Below are 18,952 nucleotides of genomic sequence, written 5' to 3' on the forward strand. Positions count from 1 at the left end.
GGGACCCACAAAATAGTCAGTGCCCTGACTATTTGCGGTTGCTGGATGCTCGGCAGAGATGAGGCTTGATTCGATGGACAAGGTGGTCGCCACAGCCGTGGAGGCGGTGGCCGACGTATCGGACGGCGCGTCGCTCGCGGTGGGCGGTTTCGGGCTGAGCGGTGTGCCGAACGTGCTCATCCAGGCGCTGTACGAGCGCGGGGTGGGCGGGCTGTCGGTGGTGTCGAACAACTGCGGTGCGATGGAGTCGGGTCTGGCGGTCCTGCTGGCGGCGGGACGGATCGCGCGGGTGACGGGCTCCTACATCGGTGCCAACAAGGAGTTCGCGCGGCAGTATCTGGCCGGTGAGCTGGAGGTGGAGATGATCCCGCAGGGCACGCTGGCCGAGCGGCTGCGGGCCGGCGGGGCCGGGATCCCCGCCTTCTACACCCCGGCGGGTGTGGGCACCCAGGTCGCGGAGGGGGGTCTGCCGTGGCGGTACGACGGCGAGGGCGGCGTGGCCCTGGCGTCGCCGCCGAAGGAGGTCCGCGAGTTCGACGGCACCCAGTACGTGCTGGAACGCGGGATCCGTACCGACTTCGCGCTGGTGCGTGCGGCGAAGGGCGACCGGCACGGGAACCTGGTGTTCAACAAGTCCTCCCGGAACTTCAACCCGCTGGCCGCCATGGCGGGCCGGGTGACCGTCGCGGAGGTCGAGGAACTCGTCGAGCCGGGTGAGATCGATCCGGACGCGGTGCACCTGCCGGGCATCTTCGTCCAGCGCGTGGTGGCGCTGACCGAGGAGCAGGCGGCGGACAAGAAGATCGAACAGCGCACGATTTCGGCGCCTTCGGCCCGAGGAACGGTGAGCAGCTGATGGCCTGGAGCCGTGAGGAGATGGCCGCCCGTGCCGCGGGGGAACTGCGGGACGGCCAGTACGTCAACCTGGGCATCGGTCTGCCCACGCTGATCCCGAACTACCTGCCCGACGGCGTGGAGGTGATCCTGGAGTCGGAGAACGGCATCCTGGGCACCGGCCCCTACCCCACCGAGGACCAGGTCGACCCCGACCTGATCAACGCGGGCAAGGAGACCGTCACGGTCCTGCCCGGCGCCTCGTTCTTCGACTCGGCGCTGTCGTTCTCGATGATCCGCGGCGGGCACATCGACGTCGCCGTGCTGGGCGCCATGCAGGTCTCCGCCGGCGGTGACCTGGCCAACTGGGCCATCCCGGGCAAGATGATCACCGGGATCGGCGGGGCGATGGACCTCGTCCACGGCGCCCGCACGGTCATCGTGGTGATGACCCACACCGCCAAGGACGGCTCCCCGAAGATCCTCGAACACTGCGCGCTGCCCCTGACCGGCAAGGCGTGCGTCAACCGGATCATCACCGACCTCGCCGTCCTGGACGTCACCGACGACGGACTCGTCCTGGTCGAGACCGCCCCCGGCGTCGACGTCGACGAGGTCGTCGCCCGGACCGACGCCAAGCTGACCGTCGCAAAGGACCTGCTGTGAAGACCGTCTACCTCGTCGACGCGGTACGCACCCCGATCGGCCGCTACAACGGGGCCCTGGCGAGCGTCCGCCCGGACGACCTCGCCGCCCACGCGATCCGTGAACTCATGGCTCGTACTCCCGGCCTGGACCCGGTCCGGATCGACGACGTCTACTTCGGCAACGCCAACGGCGCGGGCGAGGAGAACCGCAACGTCGCCCGTATGGCCGGCCTGCTGGCCGGGCTGCCGACCTCCGTGCCCGGCGTGACCGTGAACCGGCTGTGCGCCTCCGGCCTGGAGGCGGTGATCCAGGCCGCCCGCGCCATCGCGCTGGGCGACGCCTCCGTCGCCGTGGCCGGCGGTGTGGAGTCCATGACCCGCGCCCCCTACGTACTGCCCAAGCCGGACCGGGCGTTCCCGGCCGGACACGCCGAGATGTACTCGACCACCCTGGGCTGGCGCATGGTCAACCCCAGGATGGAACCGCAGTGGACCGTCCCGCTCGGCGAGTCGGCCGAACTCATCGCCGAGAAACACAAGATCAGTCGAGAGCAGCAGGACGAGTTCGCGCTCGCCTCCCACCAGAAGGCGGCCAGGGCACAGGCCGAGGGCCTGTTCGACCCCGAGCTGGCCCCCGTGCCGGTCCCCCGCCGCAAGGGCGACCCGGTCGTCCTCGCCGCCGACGAGTCCGTACGCCCGGACACGTCCCTGGCGGCGATGGCCAAGCTCAAGCCGTCGTTCCGCACCGAGAACGGCACGGTGACCGCGGGCAACGCCTCCCCTCTGAACGACGGCGCCGCCGCCCTGCTGCTCACCGACGAGGAGGGTCTGAAGGCCACCGGCCGTGAACCCCTGGCCCGGATCTCCGCCGGCGGTGTGAGCGCCACCGACCCGCACTACTTCGGCCTCGCCCCCGTCGAAGCCGTCAACCGCGCGCTGGCCAAGGCCGGCCGGACCTTCGCCGACCTCGACACCCTCGAACTCAACGAGGCGTTCGCGGCCCAGGTTCTCGGATGCGTCGCGGAGTGGCCCGAGTTCGACCCCGACATCCTCAACCCCCAGGGCGGGGCCATCGCCCTGGGCCACCCGCTCGGCGCCTCCGGCGCCCGTCTCGCCGGCACCGTCGCCCACCAACTCGCCCGCAAGGGCAGGGGAGTCGGCGTCGCCACCCTCTGCATCGGCGTCGGCCAGGGCCTCGCCCTCGTCCTCGAACGCTAGGAAACCCCATGGCTCTCACTCAGCACGACATCGACCAGGAGATCGCGGCCGAGCACGCCGCGTACGAGAAGCGCGTCGCCGACGGCGCGCCGGTCGAGCACCAGCCGCGCCGCGACTACGCGCCGTACCGCTCCTCGGTGCTGCGCCACCCCAAGCAGCCGCTGGTCGCCATCGACGCCGCCAAGGACCCGGAACTGGTCGAGCTGTCCTCGCCCGCGTTCGGCGAGCGGGACATCACCGGGATCGACAACGACCTCACCCGCCAGCACACGGGGGAGCCGATCGGCGAGCGGATCACCGTCTCCGGGCGGCTGCTCGACCGCGACGGGCGGCCCGTGCGCGGCCAGCTCGTCGAGATCTGGCAGGCCAACTCCGCGGGCCGCTACGCCCACCAGCGCGAGCAGCACGACGCCCCGCTGGACCCCAACTTCACCGGCGTCGGCCGCACGCTGACCGACACGGACGGCTTCTACCGGTTCACCACGATCCAGCCGGGCCCGTACCCGTGGCGCAACCACGTCAACGCCTGGCGTCCGGCCCACATCCACTTCTCGGTCTTCGGCACGGCGTTCACGCAGCGGCTCGTGACACAGATGTACTTCCCGAACGACCCTCTGTTCCCGTACGACCCGATCCTCCAGTCCGTGACGGACGACGCGGCCCGGCAGCGGCTGGTCGCCACCTACGACCACAGCCTGTCGGTGCCGGAGTTCTCGCTCGGCTACCACTGGGACATCGTGCTGGACGGCCCGCACGCCACCTGGATCGAAGAAGGACGCTGACCTGCCATGACGAAGATCGACACGAGCAGCCCCGAGAACGTGCTGCCCACTCCGTCGCACACGGTGGGCCCCTTCTACGGCTACGCGCTGCCCTTCCGCGGCGGCGAGGAGATCGCGCCCCTGGGGCACCCTGACACGGTCACGGTGCACGGATACGTGTACGACGGCGAGGGGCGGCCCCTGCCGGACGCCCTGGTGGAGGTGTGGGGGCCCGACCCGGACGGCAACCTGCCGGCCGTGGACGGCTCGATGCGGCGCGACCCGGCCTCCGGCGACCACCTCGGCCGCAACGGGGTGGAGTTCACCGGCTTCGGCCGCATCCAGACCGACGTCGACGGCCACTGGTACGCGCGGACACTGCGGCCCGGCGCGCGCGGACGGAACGCCCCCTACCTCAGCGTGTGCGTGTTCGCCCGCGGGCTGCTCGTGCACCTGTTCACCCGGATCTACCTGCCCGGTGACGAGGCCGCGCTGGCCGCCGACCCGCTGCTCGCCCAGGTGGACGAGGAGCGGCGCGGCACGCTGATCGCCGCGCGGGAGGACGGTGGGGCATACCGTTTCGACATCCGCCTTCAGGGCGAGGGCGAGACGGTCTTCCTGGAGTTCCGGTGACACCACCTGCCGCTGATCCCGCCGCCGTCGGTCTCGACGTCGGTCTGCTCGGTCCTGGCTGGGCCGGCTCCCCCGCCGCGTCCGCGACGAGCGACTCCGCCTATCTGCGGGCCCTGCTCGACGCGGAGGCGGCGCTCACCCGGGCCCAGGCCGCGCTGGGCCTCGTCCCGGGCCGGGCGGCCGAGGCGGTGACCCGAGCGGCCGATCCGGGCCGCTTCGACGTGCGGGCGCTCGCGGAGCGCGCCCGCGGCGGCGGAAACCCGGTCATCCCGCTGGTCGCCGACCTCACCGAGGCCGTGGGCGAGGAGTACGGCCCCTGTGTCCACCGGGGCGCGACCAGCCAGGACATCATGGACACGGCGACGATGCTGGTCGCCGTGCGCACCCTGGACCTGGTCCTCGCCGACCTGGCCCGCACCGAGCAGGCGCTGGCCCGGACGGCCGCCGAGCACCGTGACACGACGATGCCGGGCCGGACGCTGACCCAGCACGCCGTGCCGACGACGTTCGGCCTGAAGGCGGCCGGGTGGCGGTCGCTGGTGCTGGACGCCCGGGACCGCCTGACCCGGGTGCGGGATTCCCTGCCCGTCCAACTCGGCGGCGCGGCGGGGACCTTGGCGGCCTTCGCCGCGTACGGCGCCGAGGACCCGACCGCGCTCGTCACCGCGTACGCCCGTGAACTGGGCCTGTGCGAGCCGTTGTTGCCCTGGCACACTCTGCGCACCCCGGTCGCCGACCTCGCGGGGTGCCTCGCCTTCACCGCCGGGGCGCTGGGCAAGATCGCCGTGGACGTGCTGGGCCTGACCCGCACGGAGACCGCCGAACTCGCCGAGGGCAGTGGCGGCGGTTCCTCCGCCATGCCGCACAAGGCGAACCCCGTGCGGTCCACGCTGATCGCGGCCACCGCCCGGCGCGCGCCGCACCTCGCGGCCACCCTCTACGGGTCGCTGGCGGCGCAGGACGAACGGCCGCCCGGCGCCTGGCACGCCGAGTGGGAGCCGCTGCGGGAGCTGCTGCGGCTCGTCGGCGGCGCGGCCCGCGACGCCGCGGAGCTGACCGAGGGGCTGCGGGTGGACGCGGACGCGATGCGCGCCCATCTCGGGCTGACCCACGGGCTGATCGTCTCCGAGCGGCTGTCGGCCGAGCTGGCCCCGCTGCTCGGCCGCGCCCGGGCGAAGGAGTTGCTCACCGAACTCGCCCGGCGCACCTACACCGAGAACCGGAACCTCGGCGAACTCCTGTCAGAACAGCCCGAGTTGAAGGACGTGGATCTGGGCGAGCTCACCGACCCGGCCCATTACACCGGCGCCGCCGGAACTCTCACCGACCGTGCCCTGGAGCGACGTTGACCCTGCACCACCTTCTCGAAGGCCCCGCCTCCGCTCCCCCGCTGCTGCTCGGGCCGTCCCTCGGCACGTCGTACGCGCTGTGGGACAAGGTCGCGCCCGAGTTGGCGATCTCCCACCGGGTGGTCCGCTGGGACCTGCCCGGGCACGGGGGTTCGCCGGCCGGGCTGATCGGGTCCGGCGCCACCGTCGGCGACCTCGCCGGCCTGGTGCTGGCGCTCGCCGACTCGCTCGGCATCGAACGGTTCGCGTACGCCGGGGTGTCGCTGGGCGGTGCGGTGGGTCTGCACCTCGCCGTGCACCACCCCGAACGTGTCGACTCGCTCGCCGTGCTCTGCTCCTCGGCCCACTTCAACGGCGCCAAGGCGTGGCAGGAGCGGGCCGAGCGGGTCCGGCGGGACGGGCTGGACTGGCTGGCCGAGAGCGCCGACGCCCGGTGGTTCGCCGGTGACTTCACCGTGCCGGAGCTGGTCCGGGACCACCGGGAGGCCGACCCGGAGGCGTACGCCGCCTGCTGCGACGCGCTGGCCGCCTTCGACCTGACCGACCTGCTGCCTCGGATCGGCGCGCGCACACTGCTCGTCGCGGGCCGCGAGGACCCGGCCACCCCGCCCGCGCATCTGCGGCAGATCGCCGACGCGGTGCCCGGCTCGGCGCTGGTGGAGATCCCCGGCGCCTCGCACCTGGCGCCCGCGCAGTGCCCCGAGGCGGTCCTGGCGGCGCTGCGCACCCACCTCGACGGTGCTCCCCGGCGGGGCATGGAGGTGCGCCGCGAGGTGCTCGGCGACGCGCACGTCGACCGGGCACAGGCCCGGCAGACCCCGTTCACGGCCCGCTTCCAGGACTTCATCTCCCGCTACGCCTGGGGCGAGATCTGGACCGACCCGACGCTGAGCCGCCGCGAGCGCAGCCTGATCACCCTGACGGCGCTGATCGCACACGGCCACTACGACGAACTGGCCATGCACGTACGGGCGGCCCGCCGCAACGGGCTCACCCCCGAGGAGATCGGCGCGGCGCTGCTCCAGAGCGCCGTGTACTGCGGCGTCCCGGCGGCGAACTCGGCGTTCGCGGTGGCCCAGCGGGTGCTGGCGGAGGAATCCGGGGAGGGGTGACGAGGCGTGACCCGGCGGGCCGCGGCACCGTCGGCGGGCCGCCCCGCCGTCCGCCGACGCCGGCGCGGACATCGGCGGCAGCGGGCCGACTCCCGAGTGCCGGCTCCCGGGTGTGAGCCGGCGCCCGTCCGGCGCATCGAGTCGCGGGTCGGCGACCGTCACCGTCGGCCCGGGTGCGCGAGGTCCGGTGCGTGCGCCCGCAGGACGCGGACGGGCGTACCCGACCCCGGGCACGCGGCATGGTCCGCCGGACGGGCACTACGACGGGGCCTGGCCCGGTCCGTGTTCCGACTCCAGCAGTCGCGCCGCCTGCTCCGCCAGGCCGTCCGCTCCGCACGAGCGCGCCAGTGCCAGGCCCCGGCCCAGCTCGGCGGCCGAGCGCGAGACGATGCCGAACTCGACGCGGGCGGCGGCGTGTTCGTACTGGCAGGGGGAGGCCTCCAGATAGGTGACGGCCTGGGCTGCCAGCCGGACCGCGCGCCGGCCGGTCTCCAGGGCCGCGGCGCAGCGCAGAGCCTCTCCTATGGCGGTGTCGGTGCCGAACCGCTCGGCCTGGCGGCGGAGGTCGGCGACGAGCCGGCCGGCCCGCTCGGGGTCCTCGGTGGCGAGCGCTCGGGCCAGGTCGGCCGCCCAGGGCACCGTCACCGGGTTCTGGTGGCCGCGTGCGGCCGCCGCCTTCTCGGCCGCCTCCAGTTCGTTGACGGCGTCCTCGGTGCGGCCGAGGGCCAGCAGCAGCCGGCCGCGCACGCTGTGCGGATCGGGCAGCACGATGGTGGACGGGTAGGGCGGGGCGAAGGCGTGCTGCTCGGCGACCTCCCAGGCCCGCTCGACATGGCCGCGGGCGAGCAGGGTGTCGACGAGGTTGCAGGTCGCGGTCCAGTACAGGGGCAGTCCGCGGCCGATGCGCTCGGCCAGGCGCAGCGACGCGCGCAGGGCCTCCTCCGCCTCCCGCAGCCGGCCTCGCCTGCGGTGCCCGAGGCCGACGTAGGCGTGGGCGAGGGCGAGGTGGCCGCCGCTCCAGCCGGCGGTCTCGTAGGCACGCAGAGCCTCGGTGTAGAGGGTCTCGGCCCGGTCGAGGCGGTCGCAGTAGGCGTAGGCGCTGGCGAGCATCAGCAGCAGTTCGATGCCCCACTCGGTGTCGGTCCAGCCGAGTCCGGGGGCGAGGCGGCCGTTGACGAGGGCCCGGTCGCACATCTCGACGACCTCCTCGGCGCTCTCGCCGCGGGTCATGGCGTCGAAGCCGCGCAGGATCAGCAGGGCACGCTCGGAGTTGTCGCGTCCGGTGCAGCCGGCGGCGAGTCCGGCGAGCCGCTCGGAGCGGTCCGGGGAGCTGGTACCGCCGGTGTACAGGCCCTCCCACATGTACTGGACGGCCTGCAACCGCATGCGGGTGGGTCCCGGTTCGTGGCGGGCGGCCTCCGCCGCGACCGTGCGGACGGCCTCCTCCAGCTGGTCGTTGTGGAGCAGGGCCTGGGACAGCCGCCACACGGCGTCCACGCGGGTGGCACCGTCGAGGCCGGGCATGGCGAGCGCCCGCTGGAGGTGCTCGATGGTGGTGGCGGGCGCGGTCAGCAGGGTGGCGCAGCCCAGCTCGTGGAGCACGCGCGCGTGCGTCGTGGGGGTCGGCGGCTCCAGCAGGGCCCGCTCCAGGCACTGGCGGGCCGCGTCGGACGCGCCGACGGCGAGGTGCTCGCGGGCCGCCTGGCGCAGCTGCTCGACGAGTTCCTGGTCGTCGTCCGGGTGTACCTGGAGCAGGTGCCGGGAGGCCGCGGCGGCGCCGAACCCGGAGTCGGCGACCACCTGGGCGGCGATGCCGTGCATGGCGGTGCGCAGGGCGTCCGGGATGGAGTTGTAGACGGCGGTGGCGATCAGCGGGTGCACGAACTCCAGGTCCCCGCCCCCCCGGGCGGTCGCCGGGTCCGGCTCGGTGAGGATGCGGGCGCGGCGCAGCAGTTCGGCGCAGCGCTCGGCGTCGTCGGGGTACATGGTGGCCAGCCGGGCGACGAGCTCCACGGAGATGCCGGTGCCCAGGACGGCGGCGGCCCAGGCGAACCGGGTGGCGTCGATGCCGAGTTCCTCCAGGCGGGCGACGAGGCCGCCGCCGCGGGCCGAGCGGTTCAGGGCGCGCAGTTCTGCGGCCTGGGCCTCGACCGGTTCGAGTTCGCTGTCGCGCACCTTGGCGAGCAGCTCGACGGTCTCGTACGGGTTGCCGCCGGTGACCGCCCAGACCTCGCGGCAGAACGGGGCGTCGGCGTGCGGGCCGAGGGTGGTGCGGGTGAGTCCGGCGGTCGCCTCGGGGGTCAGGGCGCTCAGGGTGTGCACACCGGCAGCGGCGACGGCCGCGTCCAGGCACCGGGCGCCCTCGCCGCCGAACTCGCCGGGCCGGCGGGTCACCACGAGCAGTACGGGCGGGTCCTTCAGGCGCTCGGCGAACGCGGCGAGCCAGCGCAGCGTCTCCACGTCGGCCCAGTGGGCGTCGTCGATGAGCAGCACCAGCGGCCACTCGCGCTCGGCCAGCCGGCGCACGGCGGCGACCAGTCCGTCGCACACGCCCTGCGGGTCGGCCTGCCCGTCCCGGGGTTCCGCGATGCCGAGGGCGGGGCCGGCGATGTGGTACCAGTCGCCGAGGTATTCGCGGGCCTCCTCGGGCATCAGCGACAGGAGCGCGGGCTGGAGCAGCTGCCGCACCACGTTGAAGGGGACGGAGCGCAGGGTCTCCCCGCCGCGCGCCGACCACACCGCGCAGCCGTGGTCACCGGCGATACGGCGGATCTCGGTCAGCAGGGCGGTCTTGCCGAGACCGGCCTCCCCCTCCAGGACCAGCAGCCCTCCCGAGGACGCGCGGTCGGCGCACAGGACGTCGATCGCGCGTACGACGGCGGTGAGTTCCTCGTCACGCTCCCACAGCGAGCCCGAGGCGGCCGTGCCCGGCCGTACCTCCGTCATCCCGCTACCTCCCCAAGTCGCCCGACGGCATGCAGACTTCGAGCGTAGCCCCCGAGCGGCCGATGCGGCGGCCCGTCCCGACACCTGTTGCCTCGACGGGTGACCTGCGGTAAAGACTGCTGCGCCGGGAGCCGGACCGGGGTCCTCTCATCGGGCTTTCACCGACGCCTCATACGGTAGGCACATGACGCAGGTGACTCCTCCCGGGTGGTACCCCGACCCCGGGCAGACAAGTGACGGCCCCGCCACCGAGCGCTGGTGGGACGGCAGGGCATGGACGGACCAGACCCGTCCCGTCGGATCGGCCGCCGTGTGGGGTCCCACGGGGCAGCAGGTGGCCCCCGGGCCGTACCCGGCCCAGCAGGGGTATCCGGGGTACCCGGGCTATCCGGCGTACCCCGGACATCCAGGCCGGCCGCCCGCCTCCGGGCGCCGCGGCCTGCGTATCGGTATCGCCGTCGCGGTGGCGGCCGCGGTGCTGGCGAGCATCGGCGTCGGCGTGTACGCGCTGGCCAACGACGTCGGCGGCAAGGACAGCCGTGCCGGGTCGTCCCGGCAGGGCCCGGACGACCGGGGCGGCACGGGCGAGGAACGCGGCCCGTTCGGCGGCCCGGGCGGGGGCTCGGGCGACTCCGGTGGGTCCGGCGGGTCCGGTGGCGGGCCGTCCGAGGCGCCGAAGATCAAGAGCGGCTCGGTGACCGACGCGGTCAGCGGCATCAGCCTGCCCGTGCCCGACGGCTGGTACGGCCAGGAGTTGGGGGTGGGCGCCCAGGTCACGTCGAACGACTCCTACAAGTGCCCCGGCGACACTTCCAAGGACTGCACCAAGGGCGGCGCCTACTCGGCTCCCGCGCTCGCGCTGGGCGTCCGTGGGAGCACGCCCGAGCAGGTCGCCAAGGCCGACATATCGGCGAACGCCGAGGACTCCTACGGAGGCGAGGCCTACGGCGGCATCACCTCCCACCAGGTGCTGGCCTCCAAGGCGGTGACCGTGGCCGGACAGAAGGGCTACCTGGTCCGCTGGAAGGCCGTCACCCGCAAGGGCGCGGACGGGTACGTGGAGTCGCTGGCCTTCCCCTCGCCCCACGACTCCCGGCAGCTCGTCGTCGTCCGCTTCGGCCTCGACGTCGGGGAGCCGCAGTCCGTGATCGACGACATCACCCGGGGCATCGAGGCCTCCTCGGGCGGTGGCAACGGCCAGAGCGTCTGAGCCGACGCCGGAGCCGGCGTCCGAGTCGACCCGGATCCGAAGTGACCGGGCGGGGCACCTCTCCGCTCCAGAGGTACCCCGCCCGGCCGGGGGTGTGCGCCGCCCCCGTCCCCACGGTGCGGCGCGGACAGGTCACCGCCCGGTCATCCCGGGGACGGTGGCCTGAGTCGTGAACCGAGGCCCAGTGCGGGCAGCACCGCGGCCTCCAGGAACCGGACCACGTAGTCCGGGTCGGCGTACTCCCCCTCCAGCACGGGCCGGATGCGCAGGACGCCGAACAGCTGCGCGGGCACGAACTCCAGTGCCGGATTGTCCGCGCGGACCTCGCCGCGCTCCACCCCGCGCCGCAGGATCTCCCGCAGCGCGGCGATCTCCGGCTCGACCAGCGTCTCGCGCAGCGCCCGCTTCAGCTCGGGGTCCAGCGTGATCGCGTGCCCGAGCGCCTGGAGGAGGCGGGTGTCCCGGCCCGACCACTCGCCCGTGGCCAGTGCGACCCGCCGCAGGTCCTCGGCGAGCGAGCCGGTGTCGATGCCGGCGAAGCGGCAGCGGCCGCTGGACCGCAGGGCGGCCGCCACGAACTGCGGCTTGGTCCGCCACTGCCGGTAGAGCGTGGACTTGCTGCACCGGGTGCTGACGGCGACTCCCTCCATGGTGACGGCGTCGTAGCCGTGCTCGCGGATCTGTTCGAGCACAGCGTCGAAGAACTCCTGCTCACGCTCCGGCGTGAGCTTGGAGCGGCGCGGGGCGACAACCGTCTCCGGCTCGTCCGCGGCCTGCGATGTCATCGCTGCGCTCCTCACTCGTGTCCCGGGAGTTCAGGCCCGGACTCCGGGCCGCTCTCCAGTATGGCGAAGGTCCATCGATACGACAGTGTACCGGTACGCGCGCGTATCGGTACACTGTCGTATCGGTACGCTCTCGTGTCGATGTACCGCACATCGACACAGGTGCGGACAGCACCACCCGACGCACCACCATGAGAGAGGGCCTGGCATGACACCCGGAAGCGAGGCCGCCGAAACGGAGCCCGACGGACCGGCGCGGCGCCCGCTCGCCCGCGAGTCCCGGCCGGCCGAGGGGAACGCCCCGGCGGGGGCGGGCCGGTGAACGCGGCCCTGACGGCCGTCGTCCTGTCGCTGTTCTCGGCCTTCGCCTACGCGACCGCCGCGGTCGCCCAGGAACGGCTCGCCGCGCGCACCCGCGGAACGGGCGTGCGCGGACTGCTCCGCGCCGGCACCTGGTGGCGGGCCGTCGCACTGAACGGATCGGCGGCCCTGCTGCACGTGGCGGCGCTGAAGTACGGTCCGCTCACCGTGGTCCAGCCGCTCGGCGCGCTCACCCTGGTGGCCGCCGTGCCGCTGGGGGCGCGGATGGCCGGGCGACGGGTCGCGGCGGCGGAGTGGCGGGGCACCGCGTGCACGTTGCTCGGACTTGCCGTCCTGCTCCTCGCGGCCTCCGGGCCGGCCCCGGTACGCGTGCTGAGCCCCCTCGAGGCACTGTCGGTGGCGGGTGCCACGGCCGTTCTGATCGGCGCGCTGTCACGGCCCGGCGCGCGGCCGGGCCTGCGGCACGCGACCGCGTCGGGGGTCGCCTCGGGCGTGGCCTCCGCGCTGACCCAGACGGTGACGGTGGCCGCCACGGACCACTCCGGCCCCCTGCTCAGCGCCCACGTCATCATGGTGGCGCTGCTCGTCGCGGCCTTCGCGACCGGTGGCCTGCTGCTGTCGCAGACCGCCTACCGGGACGGCCTCGGCGCCCCGCTCGCGGTGCTGACACTGACCAACCCGGCGGCGGCCGCGCTGATCGGGCTCACCCTGCTGGGCCAGGGGCTGAGGGGCGGCGCGACGGGCGTGCTGCTGGCGTCGGCGGGCGCGGCCCTCGCCGCCTGGGGGGTCGTGGCGCTCTCTCGGGCGACCCCGCGACCCACGGACGCCAACCCCGTACCGGGCCCGGAGCACATCGCACCGGGCGGCGACGCGGACCATCCCGTGGCCGCCGTGCTCGCCCTGGAGACGGAACCGCCCGCGCAGGAACCCGCGCTGCCGTCCCGGCCGTTGGGACCGGGACACCTCACCCCGCTGTGACCGGCGGTCAGTTCCAGCCGCGCGAGTCCTGCTTGAGCGCCGTGTCGACGGTCAGCGCCGTGGCGACCACCAGGCTCAGCAGCGGCTCGGGCAGCTGGTAGTGGATCTGCAGGACGTAGTTGTCGGCGGTCGTGAACATCGTCTTGGCCAAGCCCTCCCAGGTCTTGGTGATCCGGGCGACCTCGTTGTCGGCGTGGTCGACGATGGCGAAGTTCCAGGCGCGCCAGTTCTCCGCCTTGATCGCGCCGACCTGCTGCCCGTTCACGTTCATCGCGAAGTTGATCTTGCCGAAGACGTTCTGCTGGACGATCTCACCGATCTCCGAGCCGTCCGGACGGGACACCACCACCCGCGACTTGAAGACCTTCGCCGGCCGGGTGAGCACCAACTGGGGCGTGCCGTAGGCGTCGCGGATCTCGAGCCTGTGCGTCATGAACTGGTCGAGGCTGGAGACGAACCGCATCGCCTTCTTCAGCGCGCTCTGCCCGACCTCGGTGACCGTGCCGATCCGGCTGCCGTGCTGGTCGAAGACCTCGTACTCGTTGGTCAGCTCGATCAGTTTGGCCTTCTGGTTCACCACGAGCACCGGCTCGCTGAACAGCGAGCCGCCGCCCTGGGCGCCCGGAGCGACCCCGGCCTGATGCTGGACCTGCCGCTGCACGCGGGGGTCGTGGGCAGCCGACTGCGGCGGCACCTGCTGCGCGACGTGGGCCTGCTGGTCGGCGTGGGTGTGCTCCGTCCACTGGGAACCGTCCCAGTAACGCAGCGTCTGGGCCGCTCCGTGCGGATCCGGGTACCAACCTGCCGGTGTGTTCGAATACGTACTCACCGGCGCACACTACCGCCGGGCAGGCGGAACCCATGCGCGTGAGTGATGCACGCCACACATTGACCTGTGGATTTCTGGGCAACCCTTCACGGCCCTCAGCGATCTCCTTTGCGAATACATCGACCACTTAGTTTTCGAGGATCGCATGAAGATTCGCCGCTCACTGGCGCTCGCAGCAGCCACGGCAGCCATCACACCCGCTGTGCTTCTTGCGGCCCCCGCCGCCTTCGCCACGGGCTCTCCGACCCCGGCGGTCACCGAGACGACCGAGGGCGGCTCCACCGGCGCCGACGGCCAGACCACCGAGCCCGAGGACACGTCCAAGAGCGCCGACGACACCACCGAGGCCGAGGACCCGTCGAAGAGCGCCGACGACACCACCACCGGCGACGACAACAAGTCGGACGACACCGGCGAGAAGTCCGCGAACACGGGGTCCGACTCGAAGGACGAGGGCACCACCGAGAAGGAGTCGGCCACCCCCACCCCCAGCGCCTCGCCGTCCGAGACGCCGGGCCCCCAGGCGTGCAAGGAGGGCAAGGAGCAGAAGCAGGACAAGAACCTGCGCACCAGCCTGACCGGCCTGCCCTCGAAGGTCGTCGCGGGCAGCGGGTTCCACAACTTCAAGCTGAACGTCACGAACTCCGGCGACAACTCCTACAAGCGCGTCGACATGGGCGTGTTCGCGGCCCTGGTCGGGGAGAAGGAGTTCACCGACGAGAGCAGCCACCTCACCCTGCAGTTCAAGGACCCGGTCACCGGCACGTGGGAGAACATCTCCCTGGACGAGAGGGATGACGCCATCGGTTACGTCGGCTACACCGACGTCAAGCCGAAGGAGTCCTTCACCATCGACCTGCGTCTGAACGTGGACAAGAAGGCCCCGGCCGGCATGGGCGTCGCCATCTCCATCGGCATGTACGCCGATGACAAGGGCAACTGCGTCTTCGCCACCGACGACGACTTCTACCTGTTCGACGTCCTCGCCGCCGGCACCAGCGCGGGCAAGCCCGCCGACGCCAAGCCGCAGGGCGGCCGGAAGCCGCTGCCGGCCAAGCCCGCCGGCGACAAGCAGATCGTCCCGCAGGGCCACCTCGCCGAGACCGGCTCCAGCTCGGCGCTGCCGATGATCGCGCTCGCGGGCGGCGCCGCGGTCGCCGTCGGCGCGGGCGCCGTGTTCGTCGTGCGTCGCCGCAAGGCCGGCAGCGGCGCTGCCACGGCCTGATTCGCGTCCCTGACGCGCTGAGTCACGAGGGCCGCACCCGCGAGAGCGGGTGCGGCCCTTCGCCGTCGGTGTCCGGCCGGCTGCCGGGCGGACTCGGCGCCGTACCGGCGCGCCCGCCCTACCCGTAGGACAAGTTGGAGCACAGGTCGTCGTCGGCCGAGCGGGCGTCCGCCGCCACCGACGTGGGCACGGAGGTCGGCTCGGCCGAGGCGCCGTTCGCAGCGGCCGTGAAGTCCTCACCCAGGACCACGTTGATGCCCGGGCCGGTCAGGGCCTGGAGTTCGGCCCCGGGGAAGAGCTTGGCGACCGTCTCGGCCTCGGCCTGCCGGCCGGGACCGTACTGGATGATGGTGATGGCGTGGTTCTGGCTGCCCGCGTTCTCGGTGCCGGTGACGGTGAAGCCGCGGCCGGTGAGGACGGAGGCGCCGCGGGTGGCGAGGCCGGGGGTGGTGGTTCCGTTGTAGACACCCACGTCGATGCCCTTCCCCAGGTCGCCCTGACCGGCGTCCGGGGATGCGGAGGCAGCCGCCTTGCCCTTCTTGCTCTTCTTGCCGCCCGCGTCCTTGCCGTCGATGGTGCGGTCGGCCCTGAGCGCGGCCCACAGCTCCGAGGCGTCCGGCTCCACGATGGCGACCCGCGCCCCCTCATAGCGCCACGGGATGGTGACGAACTTGGTGTTGTGCAGGTCGACGTCCTTCAGCGACATCGCGAACGACAGCAGCTTGTCGGCCGAGCCCAGACCGGGGTCCACGGTGAGCGACTTGGTGGCGGCATCGGCGAGGGGGAACAGCTTGGTCGGGGTGAACCCGTCGGCCTTGACCTTCTTGATGAGGCTGGCGACGAACGCCTGCTGGCGCTTGATCCGGCCTATGTCGGAGCCGTCGCCGATGCCGTGCCGGATCCGGACCCAGTCCAGCGCCTGCTTCCCGGAGACCTTCTGCTCGCCCTTGCTGAACAGCAGCGAGCCGCGGCTGGCCCGGTTGGGGTTGAGGTCCTTCTGGTAGATGTCCTGCGGCACGCACACCGGCACCCCGCCCACCACGTCGGTGAGCGCGGCGAATCCCTTGAAGTCGACGACGACGGTGTGGTCCACGCGCAGCCCGGTGAGGTGCTCGACGGTGTTCTGGCTGCAGGCGGGGTTGCCCTCGGCGGTGTTGCCCACGGAGTACGCGGCGTTGAACATCGTGTTCGGCCGCGACTCGGTCCAGCCGCCGTCGGGGAGCTTGCAGGGCGGGATGGTGACCAGGGTGTCCCGGGGGATGGACACGGCGAGGGCGTGCCGATGGTCGGCGTAGACGTGCAGCAGGAACGCGGTGTCGGAGCGGCCGATGTCGTCCTTGCTGCCGCCGCCGAGCGCGTCGTTGCCGCCCACGCGCGCGTCGGAGCCGATGACCAGGACGTTCTCGCCCTTGGACGAGCCGGCCTCGGGCCGGTTGTCGGACAGGCCGTCGGCGCCGAAGGTGTTGATGTTGCCGTTGAGCTTCAGATAGAGCCAGCCCAGACCCGCCGTGCCGAGCACCACCAGGGACAGCGCCATGACGAGGGCCGTCCGTCCGCGACTGCGTCCGCCGCGGCCGCCGGAGGCGCGGCGGCGGGAGCCGCCCCGGCGCTGGGGCGGGACGCCCTTGCTCCGGCGGCGCGAAGGAGCGGTCTTGTGGCTGGTCGTCATGCGCGCACCCTCATCCGTCGTACTCGTACAGAGGGGACGACTGACCCCACCCAATGGTTGTACGTTTGCGCAATGTAGCAATAGTCGATGAGAGGGCTCCGCGACGGGGTGCGCGGCCGGCCCGCACCCCGATCCGGCGGGACGGTCAGGGACTGGCCACGTCGAAGCCGTATCGCAGGGGCTCGTCCTTCACGCGCGGGTCGCGGCGGTAGACGTACACCGCCTCCACGCGTACGCCGTCCCGCGACGCCTCCGCCTGACAGGGGAGCGACACCTGAAGCACCCACGGCCGCCCGGCGACCTTGACCCGCACACCGTCCGCCGGCCCGCCCACGAGCACCGCGGCCTCCCGCCCCATCACGCCACCACCAGATTCCATGGGGACAGTTTAAGGGTTGCGCAATTGTTGACCCGAGGAGAATTCCCGCCCACCGGGGCTTCGGGGCGGGGAGCCGTCGGACCGATGACCCGCCATCCCCCTTGCCCCGCTGGCGAATTGGGGACCTGACCGGGGAAGATGGGCGGCGTGAGTCATCCTGCCGACATCGTCATGGTCTTCGACCGGGACGAGGAACTTGCCGTCTTCCCCTCTCTCCGGGCCACGGAGGACGGACTGGAGGCCATGGACGTGATGGAAGGGGAGTACACGGCCTTCACCGTCGAGGGGCGCCTCGTCGACCTGCGCGCCCCGGACGGCGAGGAAGGCCTGGTCCTGGCCGCGCGCACCGACGAGGACGGCCGGAAGGACCTGGAGCGCCACCTGGCCCGCTTCTGGGCCCGCCGTCCCGGCCGACCCCCGCTGAGCCCCGAGGGCACCGCCCGCCTCCTGCTGGTCGGCGGGCCACGGGCCACGGGCCGCGGACCACGCCGGCTCCGGAACCCGTTCCGGCGCGGTCGCGCGCCGCACTCCTGACGGGACGGCGGACGACCACGATGACAGCACGTTCCGCGCGGCCGGGGCCGCGGGCCCACTCACGCGTGCCGCGGAACGGCGATTCGCCGCCGGCACCGGAGCGCCGCGCCCCGATGGACCGCTCCCGCAGCTCTACGGTTGCACACATGCGCAATTCACAGAGTGTCCGTGCGGAGAAGCGCGTGCCGGGCGCCCAGGCCGCCCCGTCGGCGCGTGGACGCCGGCAGGCCCCTCCGCGAGCCCCGGATCCGGCGGGCCGGCCGCGCGGCGGGCGTGCGGGGCGGGTGCCCGGCCCCTCCACGCTCCCGCGCCGCGCCCTCGCGCGGCTGCGGCGGGCCTGGGACCGGCCGCTCACCGGCTACTACCTGGTGGCGGGCAGTGCGGCGCTGATCGCCGGCCTGGGGCTGGTGATGGTGTTCTCCTCCTCGCAGATCCAGGCGCTGCGCTCCGGTCTGCCGCCGACCTACTATCTGCGTCGGCAGATCATGGCCGCGGTGATCGGCGCGGTGCTGGCGGTGCCGGCCGCCCGCATGTCGGTGAAGACGCACCGGTGGCTGGCCTATCCACTGCTGGCCGGGTCCGTACTGCTGCTGGCGCTGGTGCAGGTGCCGGGGCTGGGGCGGACCGTCAACGGCAACACCAACTGGCTCGACCTGGGCGGACCGTTCGTGCTCCAGCCCAGCGAGTTCGCGAAGGTCGCGTTCGTCGTATGGGGCGCGGACCTGCTGGCCCGCAAGCAGCAGCACAAGCTGCTGGGCCAGTGGAAGCACCTGCTCGTGCCGCTGGTGCCCGGTGCCTTGCTGCTGCTGGGACTGATGATGCTCGGCGGGGACATGGGGACCGCGGTCATCCTGTGCGCCGTGCTGTTCGGTCTGCTGTGGCTGGCCGGTGCGCCGCTGCGGCTCTTCGGGGCCGCCCTGACGGGCACGGCGCTCCTGGCCACCGTACTGATCATGACCGCCCCGCACCGGGTGTCGCGGTTCGCCTGCCTCGGCGCGAGCGACCCGGGCCCGAGCGACCAGTGCTGGCAGGTGGTGCACGGCCTGTACGCGCTGTCGACGGGCGGCCTGTTCGGCAACGGAATCGGCGCCAGCGTGGAGAAGTGGGGCCAACTGCCCGAGCCGCACACCGACTTCATCTTCGCCGTCACCGGGGAGGAACTGGGTCTGTTCGGCACCCTGTCCGTACTGGCCCTGTTCGCCGCGCTGTTCGCGGGCGGGCTGCGCATCGCCACCCGCCGCAACGACCCGTTCGTCCGCCTGGCGACCGGCGGCATCGTCACCTGGCTCGCGGCGCAGACCTTCATCAACCTCGGCGGCGTCCTGGGGCTGGTGCCCGTCGCGGGCGTGCCCCTGCCCCTGTTCTCCTACGGCGGCAGCTCGCTGATCGCCACCCTGTACGCCGTGGGGCTCCTGCTCGCCGCCGCCCGCGGCGAACCCGCTGTGCGTAAGGCGCTGGAGGGTCGATGGCGCCGGGTTCGCTCGACCCTGCCGCGCCTCCCCGGGCGCCGCCGCTGAGACTC

17 protein-coding genes are annotated in these 18,952 nt (G+C 73.0%); 12 read left to right on the top strand and 5 right to left on the bottom strand.

Translation table 11 applies throughout. The features are described from left to right. Positions 1 to 73 precede the first annotated feature (73 nt). Genes ACIQMV_RS16380 through pcaD form a run of 7 tightly spaced genes read left to right on the top strand, consistent with a single transcriptional unit; the run spans position 74 to position 6,554 of the window. Positions 74 to 856 carry a CoA transferase subunit A gene (locus ACIQMV_RS16380; protein ID WP_402593533.1) on the top strand — a complete coding sequence of 261 codons (783 nt, stop codon included), beginning with the start codon at positions 74 to 76 and terminating at the stop codon, positions 854 to 856. Further along, positions 856 to 1,500: a CoA transferase subunit B gene (locus ACIQMV_RS16385; RefSeq protein ID WP_402593323.1), complete on the top strand. Its 645-nt coding sequence runs from the start codon at positions 856 to 858 to the stop codon at positions 1,498 to 1,500. Before ACIQMV_RS16380 ends, ACIQMV_RS16385 begins: the two co-directional genes overlap by 1 nt. Next, positions 1,497 to 2,699: a thiolase family protein gene (locus ACIQMV_RS16390; RefSeq protein WP_402593325.1), complete on the top strand. Its 1,203-nt coding sequence runs from the start codon at positions 1,497 to 1,499 to the stop codon at positions 2,697 to 2,699. The genes ACIQMV_RS16385 and ACIQMV_RS16390 overlap by 4 nt, the downstream gene beginning before the upstream one ends. Before the next feature lie 8 nt (positions 2,700 to 2,707). Then, positions 2,708 to 3,481 carry a protocatechuate 3,4-dioxygenase subunit beta gene (pcaH, locus tag ACIQMV_RS16395; protein WP_225077764.1) on the top strand — a complete coding sequence of 258 codons (774 nt, stop codon included), beginning with the start codon at positions 2,708 to 2,710 and terminating at the stop codon, positions 3,479 to 3,481. A 6-nt stretch (positions 3,482 to 3,487) separates the two neighbouring features. Then, complete coding sequence (gene pcaG, locus ACIQMV_RS16400; RefSeq protein WP_402593327.1) at positions 3,488 to 4,093, top strand: protocatechuate 3,4-dioxygenase subunit alpha; 606 nt, start codon at positions 3,488 to 3,490, stop codon at positions 4,091 to 4,093. Beyond that, positions 4,090 to 5,442 (top strand): 3-carboxy-cis,cis-muconate cycloisomerase, encoded by a 1,353-nt coding sequence (gene pcaB / locus ACIQMV_RS16405; protein ID WP_402593328.1) that lies wholly within the window; start codon positions 4,090 to 4,092, stop codon positions 5,440 to 5,442. The genes pcaG and pcaB overlap by 4 nt, the downstream gene beginning before the upstream one ends. Continuing rightward, positions 5,439 to 6,554: a 3-oxoadipate enol-lactonase gene (pcaD, locus tag ACIQMV_RS16410; RefSeq protein ID WP_402593329.1), complete on the top strand. Its 1,116-nt coding sequence runs from the start codon at positions 5,439 to 5,441 to the stop codon at positions 6,552 to 6,554. Before pcaB ends, pcaD begins: the two co-directional genes overlap by 4 nt. A 258-nt stretch (positions 6,555 to 6,812) precedes the next feature. Here pcaD and ACIQMV_RS16415 read toward each other — a convergent pair whose 3' ends face one another. Beyond that, positions 6,813 to 9,500 carry an ATP-binding protein gene (locus tag ACIQMV_RS16415; RefSeq protein ID WP_402593331.1) on the bottom strand — a complete coding sequence of 896 codons (2,688 nt, stop codon included), beginning with the start codon at positions 9,498 to 9,500 and terminating at the stop codon, positions 6,813 to 6,815. Positions 9,501 to 9,684: 184 nt separating this feature from the next. Here ACIQMV_RS16415 and ACIQMV_RS16420 point away from each other — a divergent pair, with 184 nt between their 5' ends. Then, positions 9,685 to 10,710 (top strand): DUF2510 domain-containing protein, encoded by a 1,026-nt coding sequence (locus tag ACIQMV_RS16420; RefSeq protein WP_402593333.1) that lies wholly within the window; start codon positions 9,685 to 9,687, stop codon positions 10,708 to 10,710. Positions 10,711 to 10,853: 143 nt separating this feature from the next. On the opposite strand, the gene ACIQMV_RS16425 is transcribed toward ACIQMV_RS16420, so the two are convergent. After that, positions 10,854 to 11,495 carry a TetR/AcrR family transcriptional regulator gene (locus ACIQMV_RS16425; RefSeq protein WP_402593334.1) on the bottom strand — a complete coding sequence of 214 codons (642 nt, stop codon included), beginning with the start codon at positions 11,493 to 11,495 and terminating at the stop codon, positions 10,854 to 10,856. A 318-nt stretch (positions 11,496 to 11,813) separates the two neighbouring features. Here ACIQMV_RS16425 and ACIQMV_RS16430 point away from each other — a divergent pair, with 318 nt between their 5' ends. Then, positions 11,814 to 12,794, top strand: coding sequence for a hypothetical protein (locus ACIQMV_RS16430; RefSeq protein ID WP_402593336.1), 981 nt, complete (start codon positions 11,814 to 11,816; stop codon positions 12,792 to 12,794). Between the two features lie 7 nt (positions 12,795 to 12,801). Here ACIQMV_RS16430 and ACIQMV_RS16435 read toward each other — a convergent pair whose 3' ends face one another. After that, complete coding sequence (locus tag ACIQMV_RS16435) at positions 12,802 to 13,623, bottom strand: phospholipid scramblase-related protein (protein WP_402593338.1); 822 nt, start codon at positions 13,621 to 13,623, stop codon at positions 12,802 to 12,804. Between the two features lie 145 nt (positions 13,624 to 13,768). Between ACIQMV_RS16435 and ACIQMV_RS16440 the strand changes: the two genes are divergently transcribed. Continuing rightward, entirely contained in the window at positions 13,769 to 14,848 is a 1,080-nt protein-coding gene (locus ACIQMV_RS16440) for an LAETG motif-containing sortase-dependent surface protein (protein ID WP_402593339.1), read from the top strand. 118 nt (positions 14,849 to 14,966) lie between these two features. On the opposite strand, the gene ACIQMV_RS16445 is transcribed toward ACIQMV_RS16440, so the two are convergent. Both ACIQMV_RS16445 and ACIQMV_RS16450 read right to left on the bottom strand, forming a co-directional pair. Next, positions 14,967 to 16,517, bottom strand: coding sequence for an LCP family protein (locus ACIQMV_RS16445; RefSeq protein ID WP_402593341.1), 1,551 nt, complete (start codon positions 16,515 to 16,517; stop codon positions 14,967 to 14,969). 145 nt (positions 16,518 to 16,662) lie between these two features. Then, on the bottom strand, positions 16,663 to 16,896 hold the full coding sequence (locus ACIQMV_RS16450; protein ID WP_402593343.1) for a hypothetical protein: 234 nt from the start codon (positions 16,894 to 16,896) through the stop codon (positions 16,663 to 16,665). 147 nt (positions 16,897 to 17,043) lie between these two features. Between ACIQMV_RS16450 and ACIQMV_RS16455 the strand changes: the two genes are divergently transcribed. Both ACIQMV_RS16455 and ftsW read left to right on the top strand, forming a co-directional pair. Next, a complete protein-coding gene (locus tag ACIQMV_RS16455; protein ID WP_402593344.1) occupies positions 17,044 to 17,430 on the top strand; it encodes a hypothetical protein in 387 nt (128 codons plus the stop codon). A 146-nt stretch (positions 17,431 to 17,576) separates the two neighbouring features. Beyond that, positions 17,577 to 18,947, top strand: a complete 1,371-nt coding sequence (gene ftsW, locus ACIQMV_RS16460) for a putative lipid II flippase FtsW (protein ID WP_402593346.1) — start codon at positions 17,577 to 17,579, stop codon at positions 18,945 to 18,947. Positions 18,948 to 18,952 lie beyond the last annotated feature (5 nt).

Origin of the sequence: Streptomyces sp. NPDC091412 (assembly GCF_044756885.1) — a bacterium.
GTDB lineage: Bacteria > Actinomycetota > Actinomycetes > Streptomycetales > Streptomycetaceae > Streptomyces.